This is a genomic window from Kitasatospora sp. NPDC001119 (assembly GCF_053598475.1).
Window position 1 is genome coordinate 19,321 of record NZ_JBSFKI010000002.1, and the last position, 15,130, is coordinate 34,450.

Consider the following 15,130-nt stretch of genomic DNA (forward strand, 5'->3'; position numbering starts at 1 on the left):
GTGGGGCCCCGGTTCGCGGGACCCCACCGTGCGTTCTTACGGGCGGCGCAGCGCGTCGGCCGCGCCCGCCCCGCCGAGCAGCGACTGGACGCCGTCCAGGTCGCTGCCGCTGGTCGGCTTGCCGCGGACGGCGGGCGGCTGCTGGCCGCCCTTGATCTCGGCCTCCAGCAGGAGCTTGCCGAGCAGCGCCGGGTCCGGCAGCTCCATCGGGTACTCGCCGTCGAAGCAGGCCCGGCAGAGCCGGTCCTTGGGCTGCTTGGTGGCCTCGATCATGCCGTCGATCGAGATGTAGGAGAGCGAGTCCGCGCCGAGCGTGCGGCCGATCTCCTCGATGGTCATGCCGTTGGCGATCAGCTCCGCGCGGGTGGCGAAGTCGATGCCGAAGAAGCAGGGCCACTTCACCGGCGGCGAGGAGATCCGGATGTGCACCTCGGCGGCGCCGGCCTCGCGCAGCATCTTCACCAGCGCGCGCTGGGTGTTGCCGCGCACGATCGAGTCGTCCACGACCACCAGGCGCTTGCCGGCGATGACCTCGCGCAGCGGGTTGAGCTTGAGCCGGATGCCGAGCTGGCGGATGGTCTGGCTGGGCTGGATGAAGGTGCGGCCCACGTAGGCGTTCTTCACCAGGCCGGAGCCGTACGGGATGCCGCTGGCCTCGGCGTAGCCGATCGCGGCGGGGGTGCCGGACTCGGGCGTCGCTATCACCAGGTCGGCCTCGACGGGCGCCTCCTTGGCCAGCCGGCGGCCCATCTCCACGCGGGAGAGGTGCACGTTGCGGCCGGCGATGGAGGTGTCGGGGCGGGCCAGGTAGACGTACTCGAAGACGCAGCCCTTGGGCTTGGCCTCGGCGAACCGCGAGCTGCGCATGCCGTTCTCGTCGATGGCGATGAGCTCGCCCGGCTCGACCTCGCGGATGAAGGAGGCGCCGCAGATGTCCAGCGCCGCCGTCTCGGAGGCGACCACCCAGCCGCGCTCCAGCCGGCCGAGCACCAGCGGGCGGATGCCCTGCGGGTCACGGGCGGCGTAGAGGGTGTGCTCGTCCATGAAGACGAGCGAGAACGCGCCCTTGACCTTGGGCAGCACGACCTTGGCCGTCTCCTCGATGGAGAGGTCCGGGTGGCCGGCGAGCAGCGCCGTCACCAGGTCGGTGTCGTTGGTCGCGGCGTTCCGGCCGGAGCGCGAGACGTGCTCCTCGCCGGGCAGTTCGGCGACCATGGCCGCCAGTTCGGCGGTGTTCACCAGGTTTCCGTTGTGCCCGAGGGCCAGCGAACCGTGAACGGTCGCGCGGAAGGTCGGCTGGGCGTTCTCCCAGACCGAGGAACCGGTGGTCGAGTAGCGGGCGTGTCCGACGGCGATATGCCCGTGCAAGGACCCCAGCGATGCCTCGTCGAAGACCTGGGAGACGAGCCCCATGTCCTTGAAGACGAGAATCTGGGAGCCGTTGCTCACTGCGATGCCCGCGGATTCCTGACCGCGGTGCTGCAGGGCGTAAAGGCCGAAGAACGTGAGCTTGGCGACCTCCTCGCCGGGAGCCCAGACACCGAAGACGCCACAAGCGTCCTGGGGGCCTTTCTCACCGGGAAGAAGATCGTGGTTGAGTCTTCCGTCACCACGTGGCACGCCTTCGAGTCTAGGGCAGTTGACCCGGGCTTCCGGACCCCGGGACTGCGGCTTTGTCCCGCGATCGCGAGTTAACGCGCGTAGACAAAACCCCTTACCGGTCCGGCATTTCGGGTGGGGGGAATTCCGGCGCGTGGCGGTTGGCCTTGCGGTTCGCGCCTGTTGGGGAGTTCGGTGTGCGCGGCGGCGGGGGTCGGGGTGCGGACGAACGTGAGCCTGCTCACCCGGGGTTCCCCCGCCGGTCGCCCGGCGGTCGTCCGGCGGTCGTCCGCCCGTGGTTCCCCGGCTGCCCGCCGGTGGCTCCCTCGTCAGCCCGCCGGTGGTTCTCCCGTCAGGCCGCGGGCAGCAGCAGGCCCCAGGCCCCCGGGTGCACCGTCCAGGTCCGGGCCCGGACCGGGCCGACCGGGTGGCCGTCCGCCTCGTAGCCGAAGCCGCGCCCGACCACCGAGACGCTCGCCGCCCGGGCCCGCACCAGGGCGCCGGAGGCGGCGACCACCACCTCCATCTCGCCCGTTCCGTGCGAGGCGCCGGTCGGGAGCGTGACCTGGACCAGCCGGACCGGCCGGTGGACGTCCGCGAGCAGCCGGCCGTCGGCCTCGACCCGGACCCGGGAGCCGTGGTCGGTGCCGTCCGGGGTGAGTGCGTTCGCCTGCTCGGCCGCAGCCAGTTTCGCCCATAGCGAACGCCAGCCACCCGGACGGCCCACCGGACGGCGCGCGGCCCCGCCGGTGATCCGCACCCCGCCCAGCGCCACCCCGCCGCCGTCGTCGACCAGCAGGTCCAGCCGGCGCGGCGCGCCCGAGAGCACCGCCCGCGCGGCCCGGACCGGCTCCCCCGGCACGCCGAGCGCGCGGGCCGCGGCCAGCTCCTCCGAGCGGCCGACCGGAACCATCCCCACCGGTTCGTCGCCCAGCTCACGCTGGCGGTGCAGGGCCTGGAGCACCCGCTGCAGAGCGAGGTCGGAACCGATCACCACCGGTCGCCTCCGACCCCGGTGCGAAAGCACCCGGTCGAGCTCGGAAGGGCTCTCCGGAAAGACCACCTTGACGTCCGCTCCCCCGCAGAGCACGTCCTTCGCGATCCGCACCGACTCGCCGTCGGTCTGCCGGGCCACCGGGTCGAGGAGCAGCAGGAGCGGCTCCGGGCCGCCGGTAGCAGGCGTGGACAGGGACGACACGACCGGTCCTTCCTCAGGTAATCTCTCGGTGCAAGAGCCCCTTGCGCCATTGCGCCAGGGGCTTCGTCTATCTCGGGGCAGACTGCGGCCTACGCAGGATGCCCCAACCGGAAGGGGTGTACGCCTGTGCCGGCACTCGTGCTCGTTGGCGCTCAGTGGGGAGACGAGGGCAAGGGGAAGGCCACCGACCTCCTCGGTGGCTCCGTGGACTACGTGGTCCGCTACCAGGGCGGCAACAACGCCGGTCACACGGTGGTCATCGGTGACCAGAAGTACGCCCTGCACCTGCTCCCTTCCGGCATCCTCAGCCCGAACGTGACGCCGGTGATCGGCAACGGCGTCGTGATCGACCCGGCCGTGCTGCTCTCCGAGCTGGCCGGCCTGAACGACCGCGGCATCGACACCTCCAAGCTGCTGATCTCGGGCAACGCCCACCTGATCACGCCGTACCACCGCACCCTGGACAAGGTCACCGAGCGCTTCCTCGGCAAGCGCCGGATCGGCACCACCGGCCGCGGCATCGGCCCGACCTACGCGGACAAGATCAACCGCGTCGGCATCCGGGTCCAGGACCTGTTCGACGAGTCGATCCTGCGCCAGAAGATCGAGGCGGCGCTGCACGACAAGAACCAGATCCTGGTCAAGCTGTACAACCGCCGCACCATCCCGGCCGACCTGGTGGTCGAGGAGTACCTGGGCTACGCGGAGAAGATCAAGCCCTTCCTCGCCGACACCACCCTCGTCCTGGACGAGGCGCTGAAGGCCGACAAGGTCGTCCTGCTGGAGGGCGGCCAGGGCACCCTGCTCGACGTCGACCACGGCACGTACCCCTTCGTGACCTCGTCGAACCCGACCGCGGGCGGTGCCTGCACCGGCGCCGGCATCGGCCCGACCAAGATCGACCGGGTCATCGGCATCCTCAAGGCCTACACCACCCGCGTCGGCTCCGGCCCGTTCCCGACCGAGCTGCTCGACGAGGACGGCGAGGCGCTGCGCCGGATCGGTGGCGAGCGCGGTGTCACCACCGGCCGCGACCGCCGCTGCGGCTGGTTCGACGCCGTCATCGCGCGCTACGCGACCCGGGTCAACGGCCTCACCGACTTCTTCCTCACCAAGCTGGACGTGCTGACCGGCTGGGAGCAGATCCCGGTCTGCGTCGCGTACGAGATCGACGGCAAGCGCGTCGAGGAGCTCCCCTACAACCAGTCGGACTTCCACCACGCCAAGCCGATCTACGAGACGCTGCCGGGCTGGACCGAGGACATCAGCAAGGCGAAGACCTTCGCCGAGCTGCCGAAGAACGCCCAGGCGTACGTGAAGGCGCTGGAGGAGATGTCGGGCGCGCCGATCTCGGCCATCGGCGTCGGCCCGGGCCGCGACGAGACGATCCAGATCAACTCGTTCATCTGAGCCTGATCCTCGGCTGACACTTCGAGGGCCCCGCGGGATCCGTCCCGCGGGGCCCTCGTTTTGCCTCGCGCGGCAGATTTGCACTAGTGCAAACATCTCTTGCTTCTAGTGCAGGGCGGCGCTACGTTCGGATCATGACCGCGAAGCTGCCCTCACCCGTCGTCCTCACCGGCCGCCACATCCGCCTGGAGCCGCTGGAGCGCCGCCACCTCGCCGACCTCTGGACGGCCGTCGGCTCCGACCCCGAGGTCTGGCGCTGGACCATGCACCTGCCGCCCGTCTCGGAGCAGGAGTTCGGCGCGGTCCTCGACATCCGCGTCGCCGAGGCGGCGGCCGGCGAGTCGGTGAACTTCGCCGCCGTCGACCTCGCGAGCGGCCGGGCCGTCGGCGTCACCGGCTACCACGACCTCAGCGCGCAGGACGAGTCCGTCGAGATCGGCGGCACCTGGTACGCCCGCTCGGTCTGGCGCACGGCGGTCAACACCGAGGCCAAACTGCTGCTCCTCTCCCACGCGTTCGAGGACCTCGGCATGGGCCGCGTCTTCTGGAAGACCGATGCCCGCAACGAGCGCTCCCGCACCGCGATCCAGCGCCTCGGCGCCCAGTACGAGGGCACCCTCCGCCGCCACCGCCGGCGCCCCGACGGCACCTGGCGGGACAGCGCCTACTTCTCGATGCTCGCCGAGGAGTGGCCGGCGGCCAAGTCCCGTCTGACCGAGCGGCTTTCACGGGGCTGAGCCGCCGGACCGGCGGAGTTCGAGGGGGCGCGGAGGCTATTTCCGCTCGCCCCGGGCGGAATGGCCGGCCGCGAACTCGCGCTTGGCCGCGCGGGGTTCACAGGCCTGGATGTTCACCAGCCAGACCAGCCAGCCGACGAACAGGACGGCGAGCAGGAGCGCCGACAATCCGGCGACGAGAAGCGCATTCACCGGGATGCGGAAATGCGCCGGGGTGGATGGGGCCGATGGGGAGGGCCGAGGGGCGTGGGGAGTGGCATGGCTGTCTCCGGTCGGTGATTTCGGGCGCCGCGACCATGCATCTGATGTGTCATTACGGCCGAATGTCGGCCGTTAGACGACTGTTTGACGACTGTTTAGGCGGCAACAAGTCAGTGAGTGACACGGATGACCATAGGGTCAAGGTGCCAGAGTTGCTACCGAGCGGGAAGACGTTCACTCCATCGTGGGGTATCCCCCATTTTGGTAGCTAGGGCCCGGTACGCGCGGCACACTTCACCGGAAGCATCGACGCGAGCCGCGACCCGGAGAAGAGAGTCATGCCACCCCGCTTGTCGCCGACCGTGCGCCAGCAGCGCCTCGGGATCGAGTTGCGCAGGATGCGCGAGCTCGTGGGCGTCACGCCCAAGAGCCTGGCCGCCACCATCGGCACCGACCTGCCCAAGATCTCCCAGATGGAGAACGGGAAGTCGGGCATCAGCGCCGAGCGGCTCCGGATCTGGGCGCACACCTGCGGCTGCGAGGACGGCCCTTACCTGGACGCCCTGTTGGCGATGACGCAGGACCGGCGCAAGTACTGGTGGGACGGCTACCGCGGCCGGCTGCCGAACGCGATCATCGACATCGCGGAGATGGAGCACCACGCCTCCTCCCTGTCCATCCTGAACAGCACCTTCATCCCCGGCCTGCTGCAGACCCCGGACTACGCCGCCGCGGTGTTCGAGCGGCTTCCCCCCCAGTACCGGCAGGAGGCGGACATCCGCAAGGCGTTCCGGATCCGGCGCCAGCAGATCTTCGTCGACCACCCGAAGCCGTACAGCGCGTTCCTCCACGAATCCGCGCTGCGCATGCAGTTCGGCGGCCCGGACGTGCTGCGCGACCAGCTGCGGGGCCTGCTGGAGAACTCGGAACGGCCCGGGGTGGAGATCCGGGTGATCCCGTTCAGCGTGCCCACCTACACCGGCTCCGGGGAGAGCCTGTACCTCGCCCGCGGGCCCGTCCCGGAGCTCGACACCGTCCAGATCGATCTCTCCCACGGGCCGACATTCGTGCACACCCAGGTCGAACTGGCCTCCTACCGCCGGATCAAGGAGGAGACCGCGGCGATCGCGCTCGGACCGGACGAGTCCCGGGAGTTCATCCGGTGCTTGCTGAAAGACTTCGCATGAGTACCTGGCGCAAGGCCTCGGCCAGCGGTGAGAGCACCGACTGCGTCGAGGTCAGAGCCGCGGGCGAACTGGTGGAGATCCGAGAGTCGGACCGGCCCGAGGTCGTCGTGCGGACCACCCCGCGCAAGTGGGCCGCCTTCGTCCGCGGGGTGAAGTCCGGGGAGTTCGACCGGTACGGGGACTTCACCCGGCCCTGACGCCCGGCCCTGACGTCCGGTCGTGATCCCGGCCGTGATTCCCGACCCCGCCCGGCGCGTGCGGCGGCGCCGCCGACCGGCCCCGCTCCTTGCGCCCCGGCCCCCGCTCCTTGCCCTAGGCTGGCAGCCCACAGTGGACCCTGCGCCCGACACGGCACTCCGGGTGGGGTGCGCGTGCGGGAGAAATCGGAGCATCCGAGGATGGCTCGGCACCTGATCACCAGCGCCCTTCCGTACATCAACGGGATCAAGCACCTGGGCAACATGGTCGGGTCCATGCTCCCGGCGGACGTCTACGCCCGCTACCTGCGCCGACGCGGGCACGAGGTGCTGTTCATCTGCGCCACCGACGAGCACGGCACGCCCGCCGAACTCGCCGCCCAGGAAGCCGGGTTGCCGGTCGCGGAGTTCTGCGCCCGGGCGCACGACGCGCAGCGGGCGGTGTACGACGGCTTCGGGCTCTCCTTCGACCACTTCGGCCGCAGCTCCTCGCCGCAGAACCGGGAGATCACCCAGGAGATCGCCCGCGAGCTCCAGCGCAACGGCTTCATCGAGGAGCGCGCGATCCGCCAGGTGTACTCCAACGCCGACGGCCGCTTCCTGCCGGACCGCTACATCGTCGGCACCTGCCCGCACTGCGGCTACGACAAGGCCCGCGGCGACCAGTGCGAGAACTGCACCCGGGTGCTGGACCCGACCGACCTGCTGGAGCCGCGCTCGGCGATCAGCGGCAGCGCCGACCTGGAGGTCCGGGAGACCCGCCACCTGTTCCTGCTCCAGTCCAAGCTCACCGAGGAGGTCGAGGACTGGATCGACGCCCACGCCGACGACTGGCCGGTGCTGGCCTCCTCGATCGCCCGCAAGTGGCTGACCGAAGGCCTCCAGGACCGCTCGATCACCCGCGACCTGGAGTGGGGCGTCCCGGTGCCGGCCGACGTGTGGCCCGAACTGGCCGCCGAGGGCAAGGTGTTCTACGTCTGGTTCGACGCCCCGATCGAGTACATCGGCGCCACCAAGGAGTGGGCGGACGCGGCCCCGGCCGGGCACCTGCGGGACTGGAAGTCCTGGTGGTACGAGGCCGACGAGACCGTCCGGTACACCGAGTTCATGGGCAAGGACAACGTCCCGTTCCACACCGTGATGTTCCCGGCCACGCTGCTCGGCTCGCGCCGCCCGTGGAAGAAGGTCGACTACGTCAAGGCCTTCAACTGGCTGACGTACTACGGCGGGAAGTTCTCCACCAGCCAGCGGCGCGGCGTCTTCGGCAACGACGCGCTGGACCTGCTGCCCGCCGACTACTGGCGCTACTTCATGATGGCGCACGCGCCCGAGTCGGACGACTCCAGCTTCACCTGGGACCTGTTCGCCTCGGTCGTCAACAAGGACCTCGCCGACACCCTCGGCAACTTCGTCAACCGGGTGCTCACCTTCAGCCGCAAGCGCTTCGGCGACGACGTCCCGGGCGGCCACGCCCCGGGCGAGGCCGAGCAGCGCCTCGGCGAGCAGGTCGCCGGGCTGCTCGCCGAGTACGAGGCCCAGCTGGACGCGCTCAACTTCCGCAAGGCGGCGCAGGCCCTGCGCGCGTTGTGGAGCGCAGGCAACGCGTATCTGGACGAGAAGGCGCCCTGGCTCCAGGTGAAGACCGACCCGGAGGCGGCGGCGCTGACCCTGCGCACCGCGATGAACCTGATCCACCTGTACGCGGTGGTCTCCGAGCCGTTCATCCCGACCACGGCGGCGGCCATGCGCGGCGCCTTCGCGCTGCCCGCGGACTCGCCGGCCGCCACCCGCGACTGGATCGGCCCGGAGGAGGCGCGGGCGCTGGACCTGGTGCCGGCCGGGACGGCGTTCACGGTGCCGCCGGTGCTGTTCGCCAAGATCACGGACGAGGACCTGGCGGCCTGGACGGAGCGCTTCGGCGGCTCGGCGGGCTGAGCGGCGGGACGGCTGGACGGCTGGACGGCTGGACGGCGGCGTGACGGCGGCGGGGCCCGGGGTGATTCCCGGGCCCCGCCGCCGTTCTCGTACCGCCGTACCGTCCTGCCGACGCGCCGCCCTCAGCCGAGCAGGTCCAGCGCGCCCGTCCCGGTGAGGTCGTACGCCCCCGCGAGGAGCAGGAAGAGCAGCACCGCCATCGTCAGCCCCGTGTAGTGCAGCCGCCCGAACAGGTTCCACCAGCGCCCGCGCCAGGCCAGCACCGTGCAGAGCGCCATCACCGGGGAGAGCACCAGGGCCGTCACGACCAGGGCCGGGACCACCGTCAGCAGCGGCGAATCGCCCAGGAACAGCGTCTGGTTGAGCGCGTTGGCGTCCGCCGTCAGCAGGGCGAAGCAGCCGGTGGCGGCGAGCAGCAGCGCCCCGGTGGTCCAGCCGAGCAGCCGTACGGCCGGCCGGTCGGCCCGGCCCCGGCGGCGGGCCAGGCGGACCGCCGCCGCCACCGGCCAGCCGAGCAGGGTGAGGGCGAGGACGGCGAGGCTGCCGACGGCGACCGCCTGGTGCGGGCCGGGTGCCTGGTACCAGGCGAGCCGCTGGTAGGCGATGGTCGGGTCGGCGTCGGTGAGCAGCGTGAGGGTGCCGTCGGCGGCCCGCTGGAAGGCGATCCGCGCGGTGCCGCCGACCTGCTGGAACAGGCCAGGTTCGAGCTGCTCCCAGTGCGTCTCGGCCGCCTCCGGGTCCCGGGTGACGGGGCCGGTGACGGTGAGCCGGCCGTGCTCGGCGGTGACGTGCGGGGAGGCCATCAGGGCGGCGGCCCGGGTGAGGTCGGCGTGGCTGGTGCGGGTGGAGCGGTAGTCGCCGGTGTAGGCGTCCAGGCCGCCGGTGAGCGGCGCGGTCGCGGCGGCCGGGGGCGCGGGCAGGAAGCGGTCCAGGAAGGCGGTGAGCACCTGCTGGGTGGCCCAGCCGCCGCTGGCGTCGGTGCCGTCGCCGTTGAGGGTCACGTAGAGGCCGAGGCCGCGCTGGGGCAGCAGGGCGAGGTTGCTGTGGAAGCCGGGCACGTCGCCGTCCTTGACCAGCAGCTGCTCGCCGCCGTGGGTGCGCTGCTCCAGCAGGTAGGCCAGGCCGGGCAGGCGCGGGTCGGGGCCGTAGTGGCGGGCGAGCAGCCGCTCGGCCGTCGCCGGGTCGAGGATCCGCCGGGCGTCCGGGCCGCCCTGCGGGAGCAGGGCCAGCAGCAGCTTCGCCATGTCGTCGGCGGTGGTGACGGCGGCGGCGCCGGTGGGCGTCCAGGGGCCGTAGAGGCCCGCGGTCCCGGTCTGGCCGTCGCCCTCGGGGCGGTGGCCGCGGGCGAGGTCGGCGTCGATCGCGGCGGGGTGGGGCTGGCTGAAGGTGGTGCGGTCCATCCCGAGGGGCTGGAGGACGTGCTGGGAGACGTACTGGTCGAAGGGCTGCCCGGAGACCGTCTCGACCAGGTAACCGGCCAGCGCCACACCGTAGTTGTCGTACGCGGCGGCGGTGCCGGGGGCGCGGACCCGGTCCGGCTGGTGGGCGGCGAGCGAGGCGCCGAGGCCCTCGACCCGCCCGGGCCCGGCCTGGGCGAGGCCCATGAAGCTGTCGTCGAAGCCCGCGGTGTGGGTGAGCAGGTTCTCGACGGTGACCGGGCGGCCCGGGTAGCCGTCCCTGACCTTGAAGGCGGTCAGGTAGCGGTTGACGTCGGTGCCCAGGTCCAGCTTCCCCGCCGCGACCTGCTGGAGGACGGCGACGGCGGTGAACACCTTGGCGTCGGAGCCCATGAAGAAGGCGGTCCGCGCCGGGTCGACGGGCCGGTTCGTCCGGGTGTCGGCGACGCCGTAGCCGCCCGAGAAGACCTCCCGCCCGCCGGCCACCACGGTCACGGCGGCGCCGGGGATGCGGTGCTCGGCGAGCAGCCGGGGAAGCAGCTCGTCGAACAGGGCTCTCACCTGGACGGGGTCGGCCGGGGAGGGCGGTGCGCCGGTTCCGGCCGTCGGCACGCCTGTTCGCGTCGTCGGCGCGCCGCTTCCGGCCGTCGGCGCGCCGGTTCCGGACACCCGCTCGGCGGCGTGGGCCGGGGTGAGGCCGTGGAGGAAGAGGCCGAGGGCGGCCAGCACCAGGACCAGACGGACCAGCGGACGGCCGGCGGCGAAGCGCTCGGACATGGCGAACTCCCGTGATCATTAAGGTGGTTGGCGGGGATCCGGCGCTCCGCTGACGGGCCGCTTCCGGACACCTCGAACGCTAGGCCGGGAGCGGTGGGCCGGGGCAGGGCCCCTGGGCGTCGATCGGGGGGTGTACCCAGGTACCGCCGAGAGGGGGCCGAGGCCCCGTGAACAGGGCGGCGGGGTAGGGCAGTCTGGTGGTCCGCAGGGTCGGGACGGCGGCCGCGAGGCCGGTACGGAGGGGGACGGACAGTGACAACGGGCAGCGTGGGCAAGGAAGTCGGGGACGGCGCCGAGGCCGCCGGGCGGATCGCGGGCACGCCGCTCGATCGGGCGCGCCGGGCCGTACGGGACCTGCTGCGCGCGACGGCGCTGGCCGGGTTCGCGGTGCCGCAGCTGCTGCTGCTCGTCGCCGCCACGGTCACCGCCGTCCTGCTGGGCGTGGGCCTCGGCGTCCTGCTGGTGCCGGCCACCGTCCTCGCCGTCCGGGCCCTGGCCGGCCGCCGCCGCACGCTGGCCGCCCGCTGGTCCGGCGTCGCGGTCCGCGAGCCGTACCGGCCGCTGCCGCCGGCCGAGCCGGGCCTCAAGGGCGCCTGGCAGCGCTGCCGGGCCCTGATCGGCGACCCGGCCACCTGGCGGGACCTGCTCTGGCTGCTGGTCGACCCGGTGATCGGCTTCACCGTGGCGCTGTTCCCGCCGGCCCTGGTCGCCTTCGGCCTCTTCGGCCTGCTGCAGCCCTGGCTCTGGGAGCCGATCGCCTCGGCCGACGGCAACACCTGGTACTGGTGGGTGCACGTGACGGACCCGGGCAGCGCCCGGATCGCCGTCCTGCTCGCCGTCCCGACCCTCCTGGCCGGTCCGGCGATCGCCCCCGGCGCGCTGCGCGGCCACACCGCGCTGGCCGGGGCCCTGCTCGGCCCGACCGCCCGCGCCGAGGCGCTGGCCGCCCAGCGCAAGGTCGTCCACCTGACCGAGACCCGGCGCGACGCGCTCACCGCCCAGGCCGCCGAACTGCGCCGGATCGAACGGGACCTGCACGACGGCGCGCAGGCCCGGCTGGTGGCCATGGGGATGAACCTGGGCGTCGCCGAGCGGCTGGTCGAACGGGACCCGCAGGCCGCGAAGCAGCTGCTCGCCGAGACCCGCCAGGCCTCCGCCACCGCCCTCAACGAGCTGCGCGACCTGGTCCGCGGCATCCACCCGCCGGTCCTCGCCGACCGCGGACTGGCCGACGCCGTACGGGCCCTGGGCATGGACAGCCCGCTGAACGTCACGGTCACCGCCGACCTGCCCGGCCGCGCCGAGGCGCCGGTCGAGTCCGCCGTCTACTTCGCCGTCTCCGAGGCCCTGACGAACGCCGCCAAGCACGCGGGCGCGAGCCGGGTCGACGTCCAACTCTGGTACCAGGACGGCACCCTGAAGGCCCAGGTCACCGACGACGGCACCGGCGGCGCCGACCCCTCGCGCGGCACCGGGCTGCGCGGCCTGGAACGGCGGCTTGCTACCTTCGACGGCGTCCTGGCCGTCCGCAGCCCGCTCGGCGGCCCCACGACCCTGACGATGGAGCTGCCGTGCGAGTTGTCCTCGCCGAGGACCTCTTCCTCCTGAGGGACGGACTGGTCCGGATGCTGGAGGCCTACGACTTCGAGGTCGTGGCCGCGGTGGACACCGGACCGGCCCTCCTGGAGGCCCTGCTCACCGAACGCCCGGACGTGGCCGTCGTCGACGTGCGGCTGCCCCCGACGTTCACCGACGAGGGCCTCCAGGCCGCCCTGGAGGCCCGCCGGCGGATCCCCGGGCTGCCGGTGCTGGTGCTCTCCCAGTACGTCGAGCAGCTCTACGCCAAGGAGCTGCTCGCCGACGGCACCGGCGCGATCGGCTACCTGCTGAAGGACCGGGTCTTCGACCCCGACGAGTTCGTGGAGACGGTCCGGCGGGTGGCGGCCGGCGGCACCGCGCTCGACCCGCAGGTGATCGCCATGCTGGTCGGCAGCAACGAACGCAACAAGCCGCTGGACCGCCTGACGCCGCGTGAGCGCGAGGTGCTGGGCCTGATGGCGGAGGGCCGCTCCAACGCGGCGATCGCCGAACGGATGGTGATCACCGAGCGGGCGGTGAAGAAGCACACCGCCAACATCTTCCTCAAGCTCGACCTGCCGCCCTCGGAGGAGGACCACCGGCGGGTGCTGGCCGTGCTGGCCTTCCTCCAGGTCGCGCCCTGAGCCGTCCTCAGTCCTCGGCGCCCTGGGTCGTGGTTCCCTCGGGCGTGGTCTCCGCGGCCACCCAGTCGAGGTAGCCCGGACTGCCGCCCGCCACCGGTACGGCGACCAGCTCGGGCGTCTCGTAGGAGTGCCGACCGGCCACGAACGCGCCCAGCCGGTCCAGGAGTTCGGCCCTGGTCTTGAGGTCGATCCGCCACTCCTCGGCGTCCTGCACCTCGCCGTCCCACCAGTACACCGACCGTACGGGGTACACCTGGGCGCAGGCCGCCAGCCGCTCCCGCACCACGGCGGACGCCAGGGCCCGGGCCCACTCCTCGCTCTCGTGGGTCGTGGTCACCACGACGAAGCGCCGCTCACTCGCTGTCATGCGCCGACGGTACCCCGGCACGGGTCGGCCGAATTCCCGTTGCCCCGGCCGGACGGCGGTTGCCACGATCGGCCGATGACGACCTTCACCGGCCCCGACGGCACCCGGCTCGGCTACCGCGTGCTCGGCCGGGGCGAGCCGCTGCTCGTCCTCGCCGGCGGCCCGATGCGCGACGCCGCGTACCTCGGCGGCCTCGGCGGCCTCTCCGCGCACCGCGCCCTGCACGTCCTCGACCTGCGCGGCACGGGCCGCTCGGAGCGCCCGGCCGACCCGGCGGACCACCGGGTCGACCGGCAGGTGGCGGACGTCGAGGCCTTCCGGACCCACCTCGGGCTCGACCGGGTGGACCTCCTCGCCCACTCCGCCGGCTGCTCGCTCGCCACCCTGTACGCGCTGCGGCACCCGGAACGCACCGGTCGGCTGGTCCTGGTCACGCCCAGCCTCCGGATCTTCGGCAGCACCTCCTCCGAGGACGACTACCGCGAGGCGGCCGAGGCCCGCGGCCTCGCCGAGGAGGAGTGGTACCCGGCCGCCCGGGCCGCCGTCCGCACCGCCTTCGCCGGCGGCGCCGCCGACCCCGACGCCGTGGCACCGCTCTTCCACGGCACCTGGGACGCCGCCGCCCGCGCCCACGAGGCCGACCGCACCGCCCAGAGCCACCCGGAGGCCGCCGCGGCCTACCACGGCGGCGGCTTCCAACCCGCCGACGTCCGCGCCGCCGTGGCCGAACTCGCCTCCCCGGCACTCCTGTTGGCCGGCGAGTACGACCCCGACCCGAGGCCCGGGGCGGTCCGCGCCACGGCCGCGCTGTTCCGCCACGCCCGTACCGCCGTCCAGCCCGCCGCCGGCCACTACCCGTGGCTCGACGACCCGGCCGCCTTCAGCCGTACGGTGGCCGCCTTCCTCGCACCCTGAAGCGGCGCGCCGCACGGACGGTCCCACCCCCGCCCCCGCCAACCCGCAAGGCCCCGCCGGGGCCGCCGGGGCCGCCGGGTCAGTCCCGGCGGGCGGTGTGGACGGTCATCCCGGAGAGGTAGAAGGCGTCCGGCCGGTGCAGGATCCCGGTGGGGGCGTCCTCGTCGAGCAGGGCGTCCAGGGTGGCCCGGTCCTCGGTGTCGAGCTGTTCGGCGAGCCGGTCGCGCAGCCGGGTCAGCTGGACGTGCAGGTAAGCGCGGACCGGGCCGGCGAGCGGGGCGGGGTGGTCGACCAGGAAGGTGCGGGTGCCGGTCGGGGTCAGCCCGGCCCGCCCGAGCATGGCCGGCCAGTCCTCGATCTCCTCGGTGCTGTCGGGCAGTTCGGCCCGCATGGTGGTGAAGCCGTCCTCGTGGGCGGCGTCCATCCGGGCCTGGAGGCCGGGCCGGCCGAGGCCGAAGTCGCGCGGCAGGTAGCGCGCGGGCAGGCCGCGTTCGGCGACGGCGAGCAGGCCGCCGGGCCGCAGCGCCCCGGCGAGCGAGGTGAGCGCGGCCTGCTGGTCGCCGAGGTGGTGGATGGCGTTGCCGGACCAGATCAGGTCGGCCTCGCCGAGCTTGTCGAACTCGGCGGGCAGGTCGGCCTGTCGGGTGCCGAGCCGGCCACCGGAGCGGACCCGGGCACGCTCCAGCAGGGCGGCCGACTGGTCGACGGCCACCACCTCGGCCGCCGGGAAGACCTCCGCCAGCAGTCCGGCGATCACCCCGGGCCCGCTGCCGACGTCGAGGACCCGCCGAACCGCGCCCTCGCCGTGCAGGCCGAGCAGCCACCGCCCGGCCTCGGTGACGGCGCCGGCCCGCAGGTCGCCCTCCAGCTCCAGGTGCGCGGCGAGCGCGTCCCAGTCGAAGTCGGCGGCGGGGACGTGCCCGTGGGAGTGCCCGTGGGACGGGCCGTGGGAGTGGGAGTGGTCGTGCTGGTGCGCTGACATCAGGGT

14 protein-coding genes are annotated in these 15,130 nt (G+C 73.0%); 8 read left to right on the forward strand and 6 right to left on the reverse strand.

Going from position 1 to position 15,130, the window contains the following annotated elements; translation table 11 throughout:
• Positions 1-36: 36 nt before the first annotated feature.
• Both purF and ACWDD9_RS02430 read right to left on the reverse strand, forming a co-directional pair.
• Positions 37-1,620 (reverse strand): amidophosphoribosyltransferase, encoded by a 1,584-nt coding sequence (gene purF / locus ACWDD9_RS02425; RefSeq protein ID WP_049654084.1) that lies wholly within the window; start codon positions 1,618-1,620, stop codon positions 37-39.
• A gap of 331 nt (positions 1,621-1,951) precedes the next feature.
• Positions 1,952-2,797 (reverse strand): diacylglycerol kinase family protein, encoded by an 846-nt coding sequence (locus ACWDD9_RS02430; RefSeq protein WP_387974331.1) that lies wholly within the window; start codon positions 2,795-2,797, stop codon positions 1,952-1,954.
• Between the two features lie 126 nt (positions 2,798-2,923).
• On the opposite strand from ACWDD9_RS02430, the gene ACWDD9_RS02435 reads away from it, so the two are divergent.
• Both ACWDD9_RS02435 and ACWDD9_RS02440 read left to right on the forward strand, forming a co-directional pair.
• The gene (locus ACWDD9_RS02435) at positions 2,924-4,207 is read left to right on the forward strand and encodes an adenylosuccinate synthase (RefSeq protein WP_049656442.1); all 1,284 of its coding nucleotides are present in this window, start codon (positions 2,924-2,926) and stop codon (positions 4,205-4,207) included.
• A 134-nt stretch (positions 4,208-4,341) separates the two neighbouring features.
• A complete protein-coding gene (locus ACWDD9_RS02440) occupies positions 4,342-4,944 on the forward strand; it encodes a GNAT family N-acetyltransferase (RefSeq protein WP_049656440.1) in 603 nt (200 codons plus the stop codon).
• Between the two features lie 36 nt (positions 4,945-4,980).
• Here the strand turns inward: ACWDD9_RS02440 and ACWDD9_RS02445 are convergent, their stop codons facing one another.
• Positions 4,981-5,112 carry a hypothetical protein gene (locus ACWDD9_RS02445; protein WP_259316694.1) on the reverse strand — a complete coding sequence of 44 codons (132 nt, stop codon included), beginning with the start codon at positions 5,110-5,112 and terminating at the stop codon, positions 4,981-4,983.
• Positions 5,113-5,483: 371 nt separating this feature from the next.
• Between ACWDD9_RS02445 and ACWDD9_RS02450 the strand changes: the two genes are divergently transcribed.
• The 3 genes from ACWDD9_RS02450 to metG all read left to right on the forward strand — a co-directional run bounded on the left by ACWDD9_RS02450 (position 5,484) and on the right by metG (position 8,464).
• Positions 5,484-6,332: a helix-turn-helix domain-containing protein gene (locus tag ACWDD9_RS02450; RefSeq protein ID WP_063780290.1), complete on the forward strand. Its 849-nt coding sequence runs from the start codon at positions 5,484-5,486 to the stop codon at positions 6,330-6,332.
• The gene (locus tag ACWDD9_RS02455; RefSeq protein WP_049656434.1) at positions 6,329-6,529 is read left to right on the forward strand and encodes a DUF397 domain-containing protein; all 201 of its coding nucleotides are present in this window, start codon (positions 6,329-6,331) and stop codon (positions 6,527-6,529) included. Before ACWDD9_RS02450 ends, ACWDD9_RS02455 begins: the two co-directional genes overlap by 4 nt.
• A gap of 201 nt (positions 6,530-6,730) precedes the next feature.
• On the forward strand, positions 6,731-8,464 hold the full coding sequence (metG, locus tag ACWDD9_RS02460; RefSeq protein WP_117488936.1) for a methionine--tRNA ligase: 1,734 nt from the start codon (positions 6,731-6,733) through the stop codon (positions 8,462-8,464).
• Between the two features lie 122 nt (positions 8,465-8,586).
• Here metG and ACWDD9_RS02465 read toward each other — a convergent pair whose 3' ends face one another.
• Positions 8,587-10,638: a serine hydrolase domain-containing protein gene (locus ACWDD9_RS02465; protein ID WP_449810610.1), complete on the reverse strand. Its 2,052-nt coding sequence runs from the start codon at positions 10,636-10,638 to the stop codon at positions 8,587-8,589.
• Between the two features lie 267 nt (positions 10,639-10,905).
• Between ACWDD9_RS02465 and ACWDD9_RS02470 the strand changes: the two genes are divergently transcribed.
• Both ACWDD9_RS02470 and ACWDD9_RS02475 read left to right on the forward strand, forming a co-directional pair.
• On the forward strand, positions 10,906-12,246 hold the full coding sequence (locus ACWDD9_RS02470; RefSeq protein WP_449810611.1) for a sensor histidine kinase: 1,341 nt from the start codon (positions 10,906-10,908) through the stop codon (positions 12,244-12,246).
• Positions 12,210-12,860, forward strand: coding sequence for a response regulator (locus ACWDD9_RS02475; protein WP_074002046.1), 651 nt, complete (start codon positions 12,210-12,212; stop codon positions 12,858-12,860). The genes ACWDD9_RS02470 and ACWDD9_RS02475 overlap by 37 nt, the downstream gene beginning before the upstream one ends.
• A gap of 7 nt (positions 12,861-12,867) precedes the next feature.
• Here the strand turns inward: ACWDD9_RS02475 and cutA are convergent, their stop codons facing one another.
• Positions 12,868-13,227, reverse strand: a complete 360-nt coding sequence (gene cutA, locus ACWDD9_RS02480; protein WP_449810612.1) for a divalent-cation tolerance protein CutA — start codon at positions 13,225-13,227, stop codon at positions 12,868-12,870.
• Between the two features lie 75 nt (positions 13,228-13,302).
• On the opposite strand from cutA, the gene ACWDD9_RS02485 reads away from it, so the two are divergent.
• Complete coding sequence (locus tag ACWDD9_RS02485; protein WP_449810613.1) at positions 13,303-14,142, forward strand: alpha/beta fold hydrolase; 840 nt, start codon at positions 13,303-13,305, stop codon at positions 14,140-14,142.
• Between the two features lie 79 nt (positions 14,143-14,221).
• Here ACWDD9_RS02485 and ACWDD9_RS02490 read toward each other — a convergent pair whose 3' ends face one another.
• The gene (locus ACWDD9_RS02490) at positions 14,222-15,124 is read right to left on the reverse strand and encodes a class I SAM-dependent methyltransferase (RefSeq protein WP_449810614.1); all 903 of its coding nucleotides are present in this window, start codon (positions 15,122-15,124) and stop codon (positions 14,222-14,224) included.
• Positions 15,125-15,130: the final 6 nt, after the last annotated feature.